The sequence below is a fragment of the Sphingobium sp. LSP13-1-1.1 genome (assembly GCF_040676415.1).
GTDB lineage: Bacteria > Pseudomonadota > Alphaproteobacteria > Sphingomonadales > Sphingomonadaceae > Sphingobium.
Map to the genome: position 1 here is coordinate 1 of NZ_JBEGHU010000089.1, position 13,948 is coordinate 13,948.

Consider the following 13,948-nt stretch of genomic DNA (forward strand, 5'->3'; position numbering starts at 1 on the left):
AATCGGCGCTTCAAATCCTGGGGGGCATGCCCCCCAGGATTTGATCACCCAAATGGCGGCATAAAACGACATCCGCGATGAGCTTAACTTAGCCGCCAACCTGTCCAAGAAGGCGAGGCCACCTCAGCCCATGTACATGATTGTGATGAGATGGATGCCGGCCATCGCGCAATGCGATGCCCAATGGTGGCGCCAGTCATGGATGGTAAAATCGTCGATCCCGGCCCGCCTACAGGCCGTCTTGTTCTGGTTCTTCAAGGCGTTACCCCAGAAATGAGGGAAAGCCGGGTGTCCTGATAGGGCTTGCCGAAGCGGTTGAGGAAGGCATGGCCTTTAGTAGGGCGTCCGCGCTCAGATTGCTAACAGTGTTCCCGTGAGGCGACGATGCATTGGGACCGACCGAATCATCGAATTTTTGTATGATTTAGCCGGATTGATTCCCGCACTATATCAGCGCCATTTAACGCCCCACGGCATCTGCAAAGCGGTCTGGATGCGAGGGCCGTGAAATGCAAGCATGGTGATGATCGGCTGCACATGCGGTGAGTAGGCCTTGATCAGCCGATCGCGGTCTTCCTTGCTGAGGAAGTGCACCCGCTCATTGTTGAAGGGGATCGCCTTGATCCGCAGGGGCGAGAGGTCGTGCAGCTCGTGATGCACGTTGATCGCTGCCTGGAACACGGCGCGATAGCGATCCTGGCCCGCTGGGTCATGGCCGGTCAGATAGGCGCGGCGAAAATGCTCCCAGGCCTGCTTGGGCTCGCGCAGGCTGAAGTCTCCGATCAGGCCATTGAGCTTACCGATGCACAAGCATGACCGGTCTTCGTATCGGGGATATGGGCCGTTCGGCCAAAGCAGTCGATATGCCGCTACTATAATTTCAGTAGCTCACCACGTCTACGGGCTGTTTCAACTACCAGCAGAACCAGCGGGCGGACGAGCGGATTGCGGGTCTCTGCCAGCGCCGCCCCTAAGCGTTGAAGTTCGCCCGGACGCAGGCGTCTGTCGCGGGCATTTTGAATGCGAGGCTTGCGGACCAAGGCAATAGGATTGGTTGGAAGCTGATATCCCCAATCCCGCCGCGCTACGTCGATGACGTTATGAATGAGTGACAATTCGCGGGCGACGGTAGCAGGCTTGACCTTCTGCAACCTTTGGTCCCGATAGGCTGATATCGGTGCTGACGAAAGTTCCAACAGGGGTAGCTGGCACATCGGCGCGGAGAGCATCTTGGTCATCCGCAATTCTTCGCTATGGGCGCTTTTCTTGGTAGGGCTGATCTCAGCCATATAGCGACGCATCAGGTCGCCTAAGGTGATCGAGGGAAGGGTTTTCCTATCGACCGGAGCATCCCCTTATCGATTTCAGATTCGCGCTCTCTTGCCCATTTTTCCGCAGCAGCTTTGGTGGGGAGGGTGCGGTATTCGGGCTGATAACCCTTGCGGCGAATCTGAACGGACCAACCCGATTTACGCTTTGTAATGGTCGCCATGTGGCGGCTCCTGTGTTGAAATTGTGTCAGGAGCGGCGAAACGGCGTTGGTCAGGTCGGGTAGAAACAAATAAGGCCTCAGAAACCCGAAGATTTCCAAGGCCTTATCATGGTGGGCGTGGCAAGGATTGAACTTGCGACCCCTGCGATGTCAACACAGTGCTCTACCACTGAGCTACACGCCCACGGTGGAGTGGGCCAATAGCGGGGGGTGGCAGGTAGCGCAAGCGGGAAATTGAGCAGTTCCGCTATTCTTCTGGACAGCGGCAAGACAGGACATATGTTGCGGTGCGAAAAGGGGACGCCAAACATCATGTTGCCATCGTCTGCGCCGTCTGATCAGCCCTTGGCGCCACCGCCATTCTATCGCCAGCTTTACGTTCAGGTGCTGATCGCCATCGCGCTGGGCGTCGGGATTGGTCACTTCTTTCCGGCAACGGGCGTAGCGCTTCAGCCGCTGGGAGAGGCCTTTATCAAGCTGGTCAAGATGATCATCGCGCCCGTCATCTTCCTCACCATCGTCACCGGGGTGGCGGGGATGAAGGAATTGGGCGCGATCGGCCGGGTGGCGGCCAAGGCCTTCGCCTATTTCCTGACCTTTTCGACGCTGGCGCTGATCATCGGCCTGATCGTCGCCAATGTGGTGCATCCGGGTGCGGGCCTCAATATCGATCCGACGACGTTGGACGCCGGGAAGGTCGTCCAATATCAGCAGCAGGCGCACGACCGGACGCTGACCGGCTTCCTGATGGATATCATCCCCGGTACGCTGGTTTCTGCCGTGGCCGATGGGCACAATATCCTTCAGGTACTGTTCGTCGCGATCCTGTTCGGCATCGCGCTCACCATGATCGGTGAGAAGGCCGATCCTTTGATGACCGTCCTCGAATCGGCCAGCCACGGGATCTTCAAGCTCGTGTCTCTCCTGATGAAGGCGGCGCCGCTGGGGGCTTTCGGCGCGATGGCCTTCACCATCGGCAAATATGGCGTCGGTGCGCTGGCAAATCTGGCGGGGCTGGTGGCGACCTTCTATCTGACCTCGCTATTGTTCGTGCTGGTGGTCCTGGGTCTGGTGGCGCGGCTTGTGGGATTCAACATCCTGCATCTGATCCGCTATCTTCGGGCGGAGCTGTTGCTGGTGCTTGGCACCTCCTCGTCCGAAGCGGCGTTGCCCAGCCTGATCGAGAAGATGGAGCGGGCAGGGTGCCGCAAATCGGTGGTCGGACTGGTGGTGCCGACCGGCTACAGCTTCAATCTCGACGGCACCAATATCTACATGACGCTGGCGGCGCTGTTCATCGCGCAGGCGACCAATGTGCACCTCAGCCTGGAGGAGCAGATATTGCTGTTGCTGGTCGCCATGCTCTCCAGCAAGGGTGCAGCGGGCGTGACGGGGGCGGGGTTCATCACCCTGGCCGCGACGCTTTCCATCGTGCCGTCGGTACCGGTCGCGGGCATGACGCTGATTCTGGGCGTCGATCGTTTCATGAGCGAGTGCCGCAGCCTTACCAACTTCATCGGCAACGCGGTCGCCACCGTCGTCGTGTCGGCATGGGAAAAGGGGCTGGACCGGGAGCGGTTTGCCGCAGCCATGGCGGGGCAGCCCCTGCCGCTTACGTCCGATATGGAAGAAGTCATCTCCGGCTGATGCCCCAGGGCATTTTCAGGTTTGACTGTTTTTGACTGTTCAAGGCCAGCGACCGGAAATTGAAAGCCTCAGCTTAACCCGGTCAGGCTTTCCGTGCCGAACATGCGCTCGACCTCCAACACCAGTTCGCGCAGGTGGAAGGGCTTGGACAGGACCTTCGCCTGCGGCACGGCCTTGCCCGCTTTCAATGTAACGGCGGCAAAGCCCGTGATGAACATGATTCGCATCTCGGGCGCGATGGCGGCTGCATGTTGCGCGAGTTCGATCCCGTCCATTTCCGGCATGACGATGTCCGTCAGCAACAGGTCGAACCGGTCGCTGTCGATGTGCGGCACCGCCTGCGCACCGGTAGCGACTGCAACGACTTCATAGCCGGAGCGCTCCAGAGCGCGGGCCAGATAGGCGCGCATGCTGTCATCATCTTCCGCCAGCAGAATTCGAATCATTGCCCCGTACGTCTCGTCCCAGGCCTGTGAAGGCCGCCCCTGATCGCCCCCTTCGCGGATGGCGTGAAGCGACTATATATGCGACAAGGAGTAAATATTATCCAGCCGAGTAACCATTTTTGGGCGGCCGCCCGTGAAAGGACCTTGCTTGGGACATAGCGCGCCGCCGGTTCCGACCGAAACCACGCCCGCCTATCATCTCTACGAACCCGACGTTCCCGCCGGGCCGGTGGTGGTTTCCGTGCCGCATGCGGGCCGGGACTATGACGAGGCGCTGCTGGCGCAAGCGCGGGTGCGGCGCGATGTCCTGCAAAGGCTGGAGGATCGCTGGGTCGACAGGCTTGCCTATCCGCTGGTGGAGCGGGGCGTTCCGGTGCTGGTGGCGCAGGTGCCGCGCGCGATGATCGATCTCAACCGGCATGAGCGGGAGATTGACGCCGGCATGGTCAGCGGCATCCCGCGCGATGTCCCCTTGCAGAGCAGCGCCAAGCTGCGCGGTGGGCTGGGCCTGATCCCGCGTCGCCTGCCGGGTGCGCATGAACTCTGGCACCGCTCGCTGGGCTGGGGGGAGGTCGTGCGCCGGATCGAACTGTTCCACCGGCCCTATCATGCGACCCTTGCGCGGCTGATGCGGGCGGCGCGCGATGCCTATGGTCATGCGATCCTGATTGACCTGCATTCGATGCCGCCGCTTCCCCCGCCGACCGCGGGCCAGGCTGCCCCCAGGCTGGTGCTCGGCGATCGATTCGGCCGCAGCGCTTCGGCCCGGTTGATGACGCTGGCGGCGGATGTGGCGGCCGCGCATGGCATCGCCGTCGCGCAAAATCATCCTTATGCCGGTGACCACATGCTGGAGCGTCATGGCAGGCCGATGCACGGGCTTTATGCGATCCAGCTGGAATGCGACCGCAGCCTTTATCTGGATGCCGCCCTGGATCAGCCGGGGCCGGGCCTTGCCCGCCTGCAGCAGGTGGTGGCGGCCATTGCGAACGCATTGGCGCATGAGCTGCCGCGTTCGGACTACGCCATGGCGGCGGAGTGAATCGGCGGGAATCCAGCCGGGCAACACCGAAGAAAAAGGGCAGCGCCAAAGGCGCCGCCCCAAATTCCTCCGGTCGAGACCGGACAGCAGCCCCGCTTGCGCGGGGCTCGACCGAACTTACTTGAGTTCGACGGTCGCGCCGGCTTCTTCCAGCTGCTTCTTGATCTTCTCGGCTTCGTCCTTGCTGGCGCCTTCCTTGACGGCCTTCGGCGCGCCTTCGACGAGCGCCTTGGCTTCGGTGAGGCCCAGGCCGGTGATGGCGCGGACTTCCTTGATGACGTTGATCTTCTTGCCACCGTCGCCGGTGAGGATCACGTCGAACTCGGTCTGCTCTTCAGCAGCGGCAGCAGCCGGGGCGCCAGCGGCGGGGCCAGCGACGGCGACGGCAGCGGCGGCCGAAACGCCCCACTTTTCTTCCAGGGCCTTCGAGAGTTCAGCGGCTTCGAGGACGGTCAGGGCCGAGAGCTGGTCGACCAGTGCGTTGATGTCTGCCATGTTACTATATTCCCTTCTGGGCGGGGCATATGCCCCTTAAATTGAGTTGAAAACGTTCCGTTCGGAAAGGCGCGCCCCTTAGGCCGCGTTCTTTTCCGCATAGGCGTTGAAGACCCGTGCGAGCTGGGCTGCCGGTGCCTGGGTGACGGTTGCGAGCTTGGTCGCGGGTGCAACGAGCAACCCGACGATCTTCGCACGCAGTTCATCCAGCGACGGCATCGAGGCGAGCGCCTTGACGCCCTCCGCGTTCAGCATCACATCGCCCATCGCGCCGCCAACGATCTCAAGCTTGTCGTTGGTCTTGGCGAATTCGACCGCAACCTTGGCGGCTGCGACCGGATCGGCCGAGGAGGCGAGGCCGACCGGGCCGGTCAGCAGGTCGCTGATGCCGGTATAGTCGGTGCCTTCAAGGGCGATCTTGGCGAGGCGGTTCTTCGTAACCTTGTAGGTGCCACCGGCTTCGCGCATCTTCTGGCGCAATTGGGTCGACTGGGCGACCGTCATGCCGAGGTTGCGGGTCACGACGACCACGCCGACCTCTGCCAGATGTGCGTTCAGCGCGGAAACGACCTCAGCTTTCTGATTACGATCCATGCCATTACTCCACTTCATGTCCATCGGACGACCCGATGAACGGCAAAACCCGCGACGAATCGCGGGGCATTGGTCCGAAGGGGAGAGATCGACTGGCCCGTATCCCTCAAGGAAACAGGCAGACCCGGACAGGGCAAAGCCCGGCCGGTAAAGAACTTTTCCCCGTCTAGGCTGGAAATTAAGAAGGGCAGATTCCCTTCACCAACTGTCTCGGACGGAAGACCCCCGGCATTGCTGCAGGGAGTCTGCTGGGCGCGCCCCTACAGAATAGGAGGTGTCCTGTCACGCAAAATCTGGCGCTGGCCGTGCAAAGTGGCGGAAAAGCGTCGTTCTGGCATCGAAGTTCACACCATATGCGCGCGCGTGTGCGGGCGCGCGTAGGCGTGTCGGGAAGCGGATCGACTGTTCAAAGACGGGGCGGCGATAGCCGGGGTCGAGGGATGTAGGACAGGATAAAGGGGGGACGGGCCGGTGATAGGATATTTTTTCGCGCGCCGTGGCATGGGGATCACAATGGGCATCGTGGAATAGCTGGCGGAACAAAAAAGGCTAATCTCCTTCCTCCAAAATGATAAGTTGACGAGGTGGGAAAAGGGGGGCGCATGACAGATGGGCTATTCGAGTTTGTAGCGGGGCAATCGCCCCGGTCGGTCCGCATCATCTTTCGAGGCTTCTGGGATGAGGCGGCCCTGCAAGGCTATCTTGCCGCCCTGCAGCAACGTGCTGCTGCGGCGTCAGCGGGCGCCCCGCGGATCGACAGGGTCTTGCTGGATATTAAGGCATGCACTGTCCAGTCCCAGCGGGTCATTGACGGTTTTGCGCGCATCATCGGGAATTATGCGGGCCAGATAAGGGAATATGGCGTGCTTCTGCCCGAATCCGCCTTGCTGAGGATCCAGATGAAAAGGCTGACGCCGGTATCGACCCGGTTTTTCGAGGAGGAACGGGAAGCGCTGACATGGCTGGATTCATGAGGAATGGCACAGTCGCGGGGCGGGATGAAAAAGCCGCCAGGGCGAAACCGGCCCTTTTCTTCCGTTTTCGCCCGGTTTGACATCGCCTGGATCAGGAATGCCCATCGATCACAAACCCCGCCAGTAACTCGGCAAGCGATTCAGTCTTGTCTTCACTCCCGCTGATTGCGCCATTCAGCGCATCTTCCACCTTGGCCGCGACGAAACGCGACGGCCCGGCATAGGCCAGCGACCAACCCAGAAACCGCCGGTGATCAAATGGCCCATATGTCAGCGTCGTAATGCTGCTGTGCCGGCTGTCCTGGCATATGCTTTGCTTCAGGGCGGCGATGGATGCCGGAGGCCCTTCGATATATTGCGTGAATTTCTGGCCGGTAAAAAGGAGCGCGCCGGTTACGTCGAGGGTCCGGTTGCGCAGCACTGAAACCTCAACGATGTCGCGCACGCCATCTTCAAGCCTGCCCGCAGCCAACTGACAGGTACTGACATAGAGCCATCGGTCGAACATTTCGACATTATGACGACTGTAAAATTGGAGTAAAGGCGAAACGCACGATGGGACTGATCAGTGCGCTTCGCCTTTCCCTTTGCCCTTCCTTCGGGGGAAGGCAGGGCCATCGAAGAACGCCCTTTTATCAAAGAGAAGTGAATGATCGACCTACGCCCGCGTCGTAAAAATACGACACCGTCCACATATGGATCCTTATTTATGACGGGATAGTATCCGCTTCGCATTCACGGAGCAAGATTATGTTTTTACAGAACAAATCTGAAATAAAGTCCGACGGATCCATCATCGAAAAACGTCGGCATCCGCGCAAAACCGTTTTCAAGTCCGCGTTTATCTATCCCGTGCTACAGCACGCGGGCCTGACCGTGACCAACGTTTCGGCTCATGGTTTGAGTGGGGAGACCGCCCTTACCCTGAGCCTGCGTGAACAGGTGCATGTCGGCTTTAATGACAGGGACTTCATCACCGCCGAGGTTCGCTGGACAAATGGCTTCAGGGTGGGCCTGCTGGCGGAGGACCCTCTTCTTTGGACCACCGGCAATGACGTCCTGCTCGAGCACCTGGCTGACAGCCATCGCCCCCGAGAGGGCCGCGTTCCTGTAAATATCGCCGCGACGCTGGTCACATCGGCACCTGTGATGGTCGGGACGATCAGGAATATTTCGGTGGAAGGCATGCTGATTGAAGTGGGCAATGTCAGGGAAGGAACGAGGCTGCTCATAAAAAGCCGGGGAAACGGCACGCGGATGGGGCGGGTGCAGTGGATAAGCGGTGGAATGGCCGGCGTTTTCTTTGAACAGGGTGTTTAAAAAATTTTAACCATATGTGGAACCGATCGGGGGACGGCGCGTTTCGTCGCCGGGGAATTTCATGTAGGTCGCAATGAGGACAAAAGGTCCCATCTACGTGGTAATGCGGGAGGCACTGATCCGTCGCGATCTGGTGGCTGTTTTGCGCGCGCATCGTTACGCTCCGACTCCTTTCGCCAGCGGATCCGACTTTCTTGACGCCGCCCGCTTCATCAGCCCGGGCACTGCGGTTCTGGATATGGATCTGCCCGACATGACGGGTCTGACGGTCCTGCAGGAATTGCTCTTCAAGCGACGGGACATCCCTGTCGTCATGACATCCGCCAGGGCCGACATTCGCGCGGCCGTGCAAACGATCAAGAGAGGGGCGGACGATTTTCTGGAACAACCCGTCAACGAAGCGGATCTGTTGGCGACAATCGAAAACAGCCAGTCATTGCTGAAAAATAGAATCATTGTTCAAAAAGAAAAAATGGAGTCAGAATCCATATTGGGAAAATTAAGTTCTCGCGAAATGGATGTCCTTAAAGAACTGGCATTATATGGCGACAACTCTCGCGCCGCATCCAATTTGAATTTATCGGTCAGATCGGTGGAAACTTATCGGTGTCGTATCATGCGGAAATGCGGCGCTGCCAAATTTTTTGATGTGGTGACAATGTACCAGAGAGTTTTTGCGTGAATGATCTGCGCCCTGCGAGAATGGCAATAGATCCTCCGCAGCCCCTATCGGGCGGCACAAGCCGGTAGTTTAAAACCCGCTCCTCTCTGTCCTTACACCCGATCCGCCTGCACCACCGTGTCCAGCCCTCGAAGCGCCGACAGGATGCGGTTGAGATGTTGCGCGTCGGCCACTTCCAGATCGATGATATCGGTGTGGAAGGGCCCTTCGCGGTTCACCAGTTGCAGGTTGAGGATGTTCGCCTTGGTCGCGCCGAAGACGTTGGTGACGGCGGCCAGCGCGCCCGGCTGGTTCTTCACGATCACCTGGAGCCGGGCCGTGCCGCCCTTGGACTTGCTGTCCCAGCTCAGGTCCACCCAGTCGTCATCCTGTCCGGCCTCGAGCGAGCGGCAGTCGATGGTGTGCACCTCGATCGGTTCGCCGGTGCGGCGGACGCCGACGATGCGGTCGCCGGGGACGGGGTGGCAGCAATCGCCCAGATTATAGGCGATGCCCGGCGTCAGGCCGCGGATCGAGACGGGGGCGTGCTGGCGCGGATGGGCTTCCTCCACGCCTTCGGCGCTGGTGGAGCCGGGGATCAGCGCCTCCATCACCTCCGAATCGAGCAGGCGGTGGGTGGCGATGGCGACCATCAGCGAGGCGCGGTCGTCCAGCTTCAGTCGCTTCAAGGCGGCCTTCAGCGCCTTGTCCCCCAGTTCGCTCGCCAGTTCGGGGGAGAAGCGGCCGATGATCTCCTCATACAGCTTCTCGCCCAGCGCCACTTCCTCGCCGCGCTGCTTCTGCCGGATATAGCGGCGGATGGCGGCGCGGGCCTTGCCGGTGATGGCGAAGGTCAGCCAGCCGGGCTGCGGCTCCTGCCCCTCGGACTTCAGGATTTCGACCTGATCGCCATTTTCCAGCGTGGTGCGCAGCGGCACCACCCGACCGTTGACCTTCGCGCCGACGGTCTGGTTGCCGAGCGAGGTGTGCACCGCATAGGCGAAATCGACCGGCGTCGACCCCTTGGGCAACTGGTGCAGTTCGCCCTTGGGGGAGAAGGCGAAGATGCGGTCCTGATACATCGCCATGCGGGTATGTTCGAGCAGCTCGTCCGCATCCTGGCTCTGTTCCAGGATTTCGACCAGGTCGCGCAGCCAGGCGGCATGATGGTCGGTCGCGTCGCCCTTCTGCTTGTAGGCCCAGTGCGCGGCGAGGCCGAGTTCGGCGTCATTGTGCATGTCGCGGCTGCGGATCTGCACCTCGATCCGGGCATTTTCCTGATGGATGACGGTGGTGTGCAGCGAACGGTAGCCGTTGCGCTTGGGCGTGGAGATGTAATCCTTGAAGCGGCCCGGCACCATCTTGTAGGTCTGGTGGATGACGCCGAGCGCGCGGTAGCAATCCTCCGTCGTTTCCGTGATGACGCGGAAGGCCATGACGTCGGTCAGCTGTTCAAAGCTGATGTGGCGTTCCTGCATCTTCTTCCAGATGGAATAGGGGTGCTTTTCGCGGCCCGAGACAGTGACCGGCAGCCCCTTGCCGCCCAGCAGCAGTTGCAGCTCCGCGCCGATCCGGTCGACCTTGTCATGGCCGCCTTCCTTGAGCTGCTCCAGCCGCTTGGTGATGCTGTCATAGGCTTCCGGTTCCAGTTCCCGGAACGCAAGGAGCTGCATTTCCCGCATGAAGTCGTACATGCCGATCCGCTCCGCGAGCGGGGCGTAGATATCCATCGTCTCGCGCGCGATGCGGCGGCGCTTCTGCTCGTTCTTGATGAAGTGCAGCGTGCGCATGTTGTGCAGCCGGTCGGCCAGCTTCACCAGCAGGACGCGGATGTCGTCCGACATGGCCAGCAGGAATTTGCGCAGATTCTCCGCCGCCCGTTCATTTTCGGACATGGCCTCGATCTTGCTGAGCTTGGTGACGCCGTCGACCATTTTGGCGACGTCCTTGCCGAAGGCCTGCTCTATCTCCTCATAGGTGACGAGCGTATCCTCTATCGTATCGTGCAGCAGCGCCGTCACGATGGTCTGGTCGTCCAGGTTGAAGTCGGTCAAAATGCCCGCGACCTCAATGGGATGGCTGAAATAGGGGTCGCCGCTGGCGCGCTTCTGGCTGCCATGTTTCTGGACCGAAAACACATAGGCGCGGTTGATCATCGCTTCGTCCGCATCCGGATCGTAGCGTTTTACCCGTTCAACAAGTTCGTACTGGCGTAGCATCCTGTTGCGATTGTCCGCGATGCCCCTTGCTGTGCAACAAAAAAATCCCATTTTGGTCGAATAGCGATGCGCTTTTGCAACGCGGGTGGCTTTGAGCTATCAAATGAAGACGATGACACATAATCTTGCGCAGGATCTGGAGCAATGCGCGCTGCCCAGCGCGTTGGAGGCGATGGGAGAACGCTGGTCGTTCCTCATCTTGCGGGGTGCTCTGTCGGGAATCCGGCATTTCGAGGAGTTTCAGTCGACCCTCGGCATCGCTCGCAACATCCTGGCGAATCGGCTCACGCGGCTGGTGGAAAACGGCATATTGGTGCGCCAGCCCATGCAGTGCGACCGGCGCAAGGTGGAATATCGCCTGACCGAAAAGGGCGAGGAACTGGCGCCTGTCATGGTGGCGCTGCGTCAATGGGGCGAGAGATGGGGCTGCGCGCCGTCCTCCTGCCAGGTGCTGGCCGACCGTCGCGACGGGCAGCCGATCCGGCGCATCGCCATCCAGGCGCATGACGGCCGGGCGCTGGAACTGGCGGACCTGATATGGCTGAACCCGGACGAGGTGAAGCCGTTGGTGCGGGACATGGTCCAGGAAACGGCGGCGGCTTGATCGCTGCCGCTTTCGCGCGCGATTCGCGCGAAATCCCTTCAGCATGCCGGTTGTTCTGATGGCCCCTGATGCTTTAGGCTGGCGATAATGTCCGTGCATCGTTTCCAGCCCCAGCCCTTCTTCGCGGACAAGAACCGCGCCTTCTGGAACCTCCAGTCCGTGGGATGGGCGGGCGCCTTCCTGCTGCGCGGTTCCTCCACCATCGCCAATGGGCAGCCGCTCTCCAGCCTGATCCCGGTGATGATCTCGACCGTGTCGGGCTATTCGGTGACGCTGCTGATCGCGGTGGTATTCCGCTTTCTCCAGCGGCAACGGCCGATCGTCACCTGGGGCGCTTCGATCGTCACGGTGGTGGTCGCGGCGGGGCTGGTCGCGTTCATCGACGCCTGGGTGTTCTCCACCCAGAACCGGGGCAGCGATACGGCGGGGCTGCAATTGTTCCTGGGCGCCTTCTACCTCAGCATGACATTGCTGGGGGCGTGGTCGGCGCTGTATTATGCGATCAACTTCTACCTGACGGTGGAGGAGCAGGCGGACCAGTTGCTGCGCCTGGAGAATCAGGCGTCGAGCGCGCAGCTCGCCATGCTGCGCTATCAGCTCAATCCGCATTTCCTGTTCAACACGCTCAACAGCATCTCGACGCTGGTGCTGCTGAAGCAGACCGACCGGGCCAATGCCATGCTGTCGCGCCTGTCCTCCTTTTTGCGCTATACTCTGATCAACGAGCCGACCGCGCAGGTGACGATCGAGCAGGAGATCGAGACGCTGAAGCTGTACCTCGAGATCGAGAAGATGCGGTTCGAGGACCGCTTACGGCCGGTGTTCAACATCGATCCGGCGGTGGCGCAGTCGCGCCTGCCCTCGCTCCTGCTCCAGCCGCTGGTCGAAAATGCCATCAAATATGCCGTGACGCCCAAGGAAGAAGGGGCGGAGATTTCCGTCACGGCGCAGCCTGCCGGTGAAAACGTCCGGATCATCGTATCCGATACGGGTCCGGGATTGAATGAGGGGTTCACCCGCCCGAACAATCCGGTCAGCGAAGGAACGGGCGTCGGACTGGCGAACATCCGCGACAGGCTGATTCAGGCCTTCGGGGAACGACAGAGCTTCGAAACGCGTTCCACGCCTGGCGGCTTTTCGGTCCTGATCGAAATGCCGCTTAACCTGGATGAACCATCGAGAGTGGCCGCATGACCATCAGAACAATCCTCGTCGACGACGAAAGCCTGGCTATACAAGGCCTCAAGCTGCGTCTGGAAGCGCATGAGGATGTCGAAATCGTAGAAACCTGTTCCAACGGCCGGGAAGCGATCCGCGCCATAAAGACGCATAAACCCGACCTTGTGTTCCTCGATATCCAGATGCCCGGTTTCGACGGATTTTCCGTCGTGCAGGGGCTGATGGAGGTGGAGCCGCCGCTTTTCATCTTCTGCACCGCCTATAGCGATCACGCTATCCGCGCCTTTGAGGCGCAGGCGGTCGACTATCTGATGAAGCCGGTCGAGGAAGGACGGCTGGCCGATGCGCTCGATCGGGTGCGGCAGCGGCTTTCGGAAAAGCGCCAGGTGCAGGAAGTGGAAAAGCTGCGCGAAGTGCTGGCCGAGGTCGCGCCGGAGGCGATGAACGATTTTTCCGGCGATGGCGATGCGCCGGCCGCCAATCGCTTCGAGAAGCTGATCAACATCAAGGATCGCGGGCAGATTTTCCGCGTGGATGTCGATTCCATCGAGCGGATCGACGCGGCGGGCGATTATATGTGCATCTATACCGCCGACAATTCGCTGATCCTGCGCGAGACGATGAAGGATCTGGAAAAGCGGCTCGACCCGCGCAATTTCCAGCGCGTGCATCGCTCGACCATCGTCAATCTGAGCCAGGTCCGCCAGGTGAAGCCGCATACCAACGGCGAATGCTTCCTGGTGCTGGAATCAGGCGCTCAGGTGAAGGTCAGCCGGTCCTATCGCGACGTGGTGGCGCGGTTCGTGCATTGATCAGATGTCTCGCAGTCGGACGGGGCTTCATCACCGAAACACCCACTGCCTGTTCAATCCGAACATCACGGCGGGGGTGATGAACAGCATGGCCGGGATGGGTGACCATTCCGGCCAGTGCATATGGGTGACGCAGGCCCATACCCACAATGCGTTGAGGGCGTAGCTGACCAGCGAGACCGCGAAGAAGCGGATGCCGCGGGCTGCCTGGTTGTCGCGGTTGCCATGGCCGCGAAAGGTGAAGCTGCTGTGCGTGACATAGCCGATCGCCACCGCCGCCATATAGCCGACGCCGTTCGCGATCTGGGGATGCAGGCCGACGGGCGCGGCCAGGGTCCAGTAGATCGCGGCCTGGCAGGCGGTGACGAACAGGCCGGTTATGCCGTAACGGACGACCTGCCAGAACAAGGCCTGCTTTTGCGGAGTGAAGATTGGGAGGATTTTTATGTGCCCCGTTGCGCTT

Annotated in this window: 17 protein-coding genes and 1 tRNA gene; 8 read left to right on the top strand and 10 right to left on the bottom strand. The window is 60.5% G+C overall.

The genetic code is table 11. The annotated features are described in order from the left end of the window. Window positions 1-450: 450 nt before the first annotated feature. From MRBLSP13_RS21570 to MRBLSP13_RS21585, 4 genes are all read right to left on the bottom strand, one after another. Window positions 451-810 carry a hypothetical protein gene (locus tag MRBLSP13_RS21570; protein ID WP_363738993.1) on the bottom strand — a complete coding sequence of 120 codons (360 nt, stop codon included), beginning with the start codon at window positions 808-810 and terminating at the stop codon, window positions 451-453. A gap of 62 nt (window positions 811-872) precedes the next feature. Next, complete coding sequence (locus tag MRBLSP13_RS21575; RefSeq protein WP_363738995.1) at window positions 873-1,301, bottom strand: hypothetical protein; 429 nt, start codon at window positions 1,299-1,301, stop codon at window positions 873-875. 8 nt (window positions 1,302-1,309) lie between these two features. Continuing rightward, on the bottom strand, window positions 1,310-1,492 hold the full coding sequence (locus MRBLSP13_RS21580) for a hypothetical protein (RefSeq protein ID WP_363738997.1): 183 nt from the start codon (window positions 1,490-1,492) through the stop codon (window positions 1,310-1,312). 109 nt (window positions 1,493-1,601) lie between these two features. Then, a tRNA-Val gene (locus MRBLSP13_RS21585) sits at window positions 1,602-1,676 on the bottom strand. Window positions 1,677-1,804: 128 nt separating this feature from the next. Here MRBLSP13_RS21585 and MRBLSP13_RS21590 point away from each other — a divergent pair. Continuing rightward, the gene (locus tag MRBLSP13_RS21590) at window positions 1,805-3,139 is read left to right on the top strand and encodes a dicarboxylate/amino acid:cation symporter (protein ID WP_363738999.1); all 1,335 of its coding nucleotides are present in this window, start codon (window positions 1,805-1,807) and stop codon (window positions 3,137-3,139) included. 68 nt (window positions 3,140-3,207) lie between these two features. Here the strand turns inward: MRBLSP13_RS21590 and cpdR are convergent, their stop codons facing one another. Beyond that, window positions 3,208-3,585, bottom strand: coding sequence for a cell cycle two-component system response regulator CpdR (gene cpdR, locus MRBLSP13_RS21595; RefSeq protein ID WP_133653587.1), 378 nt, complete (start codon window positions 3,583-3,585; stop codon window positions 3,208-3,210). 148 nt (window positions 3,586-3,733) lie between these two features. Here cpdR and MRBLSP13_RS21600 point away from each other — a divergent pair, with 148 nt between their 5' ends. Further along, window positions 3,734-4,627, top strand: a complete 894-nt coding sequence (locus tag MRBLSP13_RS21600; protein ID WP_363756689.1) for an N-formylglutamate amidohydrolase — start codon at window positions 3,734-3,736, stop codon at window positions 4,625-4,627. Window positions 4,628-4,744: 117 nt separating this feature from the next. Here the strand turns inward: MRBLSP13_RS21600 and rplL are convergent, their stop codons facing one another. Continuing rightward, a complete protein-coding gene (gene rplL / locus MRBLSP13_RS21605; RefSeq protein ID WP_176591836.1) occupies window positions 4,745-5,122 on the bottom strand; it encodes a 50S ribosomal protein L7/L12 in 378 nt (125 codons plus the stop codon). Between the two features lie 78 nt (window positions 5,123-5,200). Further along, window positions 5,201-5,716 carry a 50S ribosomal protein L10 gene (gene rplJ, locus MRBLSP13_RS21610; RefSeq protein ID WP_363739003.1) on the bottom strand — a complete coding sequence of 172 codons (516 nt, stop codon included), beginning with the start codon at window positions 5,714-5,716 and terminating at the stop codon, window positions 5,201-5,203. Window positions 5,717-6,318: 602 nt separating this feature from the next. Between rplJ and MRBLSP13_RS21615 the strand changes: the two genes are divergently transcribed. Continuing rightward, window positions 6,319-6,690 carry a hypothetical protein gene (locus tag MRBLSP13_RS21615; RefSeq protein ID WP_363739005.1) on the top strand — a complete coding sequence of 124 codons (372 nt, stop codon included), beginning with the start codon at window positions 6,319-6,321 and terminating at the stop codon, window positions 6,688-6,690. A 91-nt stretch (window positions 6,691-6,781) separates the two neighbouring features. On the opposite strand, the gene MRBLSP13_RS21620 is transcribed toward MRBLSP13_RS21615, so the two are convergent. Further along, window positions 6,782-7,198, bottom strand: a complete 417-nt coding sequence (locus tag MRBLSP13_RS21620; protein ID WP_363756571.1) for a BLUF domain-containing protein — start codon at window positions 7,196-7,198, stop codon at window positions 6,782-6,784. A 242-nt stretch (window positions 7,199-7,440) separates the two neighbouring features. Here MRBLSP13_RS21620 and MRBLSP13_RS21625 point away from each other — a divergent pair, with 242 nt between their 5' ends. Beyond that, a complete protein-coding gene (locus tag MRBLSP13_RS21625) occupies window positions 7,441-8,010 on the top strand; it encodes a PilZ domain-containing protein (protein WP_363756573.1) in 570 nt (189 codons plus the stop codon). A 103-nt stretch (window positions 8,011-8,113) separates the two neighbouring features. Further along, window positions 8,114-8,692, top strand: coding sequence for a response regulator transcription factor (locus MRBLSP13_RS21630; RefSeq protein ID WP_363739011.1), 579 nt, complete (start codon window positions 8,114-8,116; stop codon window positions 8,690-8,692). A gap of 92 nt (window positions 8,693-8,784) precedes the next feature. Here the strand turns inward: MRBLSP13_RS21630 and MRBLSP13_RS21635 are convergent, their stop codons facing one another. Continuing rightward, entirely contained in the window at window positions 8,785-10,890 is a 2,106-nt protein-coding gene (locus MRBLSP13_RS21635; RefSeq protein WP_133653595.1) for a RelA/SpoT family protein, read from the bottom strand. 112 nt (window positions 10,891-11,002) lie between these two features. On the opposite strand from MRBLSP13_RS21635, the gene MRBLSP13_RS21640 reads away from it, so the two are divergent. The 3 genes from MRBLSP13_RS21640 (at window position 11,003) to MRBLSP13_RS21650 (ending at window position 13,485) form a co-directional block, all read left to right on the top strand. Then, a complete protein-coding gene (locus MRBLSP13_RS21640) occupies window positions 11,003-11,494 on the top strand; it encodes a winged helix-turn-helix transcriptional regulator (protein WP_133653763.1) in 492 nt (163 codons plus the stop codon). Between the two features lie 87 nt (window positions 11,495-11,581). Next, the gene (locus tag MRBLSP13_RS21645; protein ID WP_007687467.1) at window positions 11,582-12,688 is read left to right on the top strand and encodes a sensor histidine kinase; all 1,107 of its coding nucleotides are present in this window, start codon (window positions 11,582-11,584) and stop codon (window positions 12,686-12,688) included. Continuing rightward, window positions 12,685-13,485 carry a LytR/AlgR family response regulator transcription factor gene (locus MRBLSP13_RS21650; protein WP_363739013.1) on the top strand — a complete coding sequence of 267 codons (801 nt, stop codon included), beginning with the start codon at window positions 12,685-12,687 and terminating at the stop codon, window positions 13,483-13,485. Before MRBLSP13_RS21645 ends, MRBLSP13_RS21650 begins: the two co-directional genes overlap by 4 nt. Window positions 13,486-13,515: 30 nt before the next feature. Here the strand turns inward: MRBLSP13_RS21650 and MRBLSP13_RS21655 are convergent, their stop codons facing one another. After that, the gene (locus MRBLSP13_RS21655; RefSeq protein WP_363756691.1) at window positions 13,516-13,932 is read right to left on the bottom strand and encodes a GtrA family protein; all 417 of its coding nucleotides are present in this window, start codon (window positions 13,930-13,932) and stop codon (window positions 13,516-13,518) included. Between the last annotated feature and the right edge of the window lie 16 nt (window positions 13,933-13,948).

Excerpts from the sequence above, each read along its gene's own strand:
- MRBLSP13_RS21575 (WP_363738995.1), bottom strand. The coding sequence starts at position 1,301 with ATGCGTCGCTATATGGCTGAGATCAGCCCTACCAAGAAAAGCGCCCAT.
- MRBLSP13_RS21580 (WP_363738997.1), bottom strand. The coding sequence starts at position 1,492 with ATGGCGACCATTACAAAGCGTAAATCGGGTTGGTCCGTTCAGATTCGC.
- MRBLSP13_RS21590 (WP_363738999.1), top strand. The coding sequence starts at position 1,805 with ATGTTGCCATCGTCTGCGCCGTCTGATCAGCCCTTGGCGCCACCGCCA.
- cpdR (WP_133653587.1), bottom strand. The coding sequence starts at position 3,585 with ATGATTCGAATTCTGCTGGCGGAAGATGATGACAGCATGCGCGCCTAT.
- rplL (WP_176591836.1), bottom strand. The coding sequence starts at position 5,122 with ATGGCAGACATCAACGCACTGGTCGACCAGCTCTCGGCCCTGACCGTC.
- rplJ (WP_363739003.1), bottom strand. The coding sequence starts at position 5,716 with ATGGATCGTAATCAGAAAGCTGAGGTCGTTTCCGCGCTGAACGCACAT.
- MRBLSP13_RS21615 (WP_363739005.1), top strand. The coding sequence starts at position 6,319 with ATGACAGATGGGCTATTCGAGTTTGTAGCGGGGCAATCGCCCCGGTCG.
- MRBLSP13_RS21620 (WP_363756571.1), bottom strand. The coding sequence starts at position 7,198 with ATGTTCGACCGATGGCTCTATGTCAGTACCTGTCAGTTGGCTGCGGGC.
- MRBLSP13_RS21625 (WP_363756573.1), top strand. The coding sequence starts at position 7,441 with ATGTTTTTACAGAACAAATCTGAAATAAAGTCCGACGGATCCATCATC.
- MRBLSP13_RS21630 (WP_363739011.1), top strand. The coding sequence starts at position 8,114 with ATGCGGGAGGCACTGATCCGTCGCGATCTGGTGGCTGTTTTGCGCGCG.
- MRBLSP13_RS21635 (WP_133653595.1), bottom strand. The coding sequence starts at position 10,890 with ATGCTACGCCAGTACGAACTTGTTGAACGGGTAAAACGCTACGATCCG.
- MRBLSP13_RS21640 (WP_133653763.1), top strand. The coding sequence starts at position 11,003 with ATGACACATAATCTTGCGCAGGATCTGGAGCAATGCGCGCTGCCCAGC.
- MRBLSP13_RS21645 (WP_007687467.1), top strand. The coding sequence starts at position 11,582 with ATGTCCGTGCATCGTTTCCAGCCCCAGCCCTTCTTCGCGGACAAGAAC.
- MRBLSP13_RS21650 (WP_363739013.1), top strand. The coding sequence starts at position 12,685 with ATGACCATCAGAACAATCCTCGTCGACGACGAAAGCCTGGCTATACAA.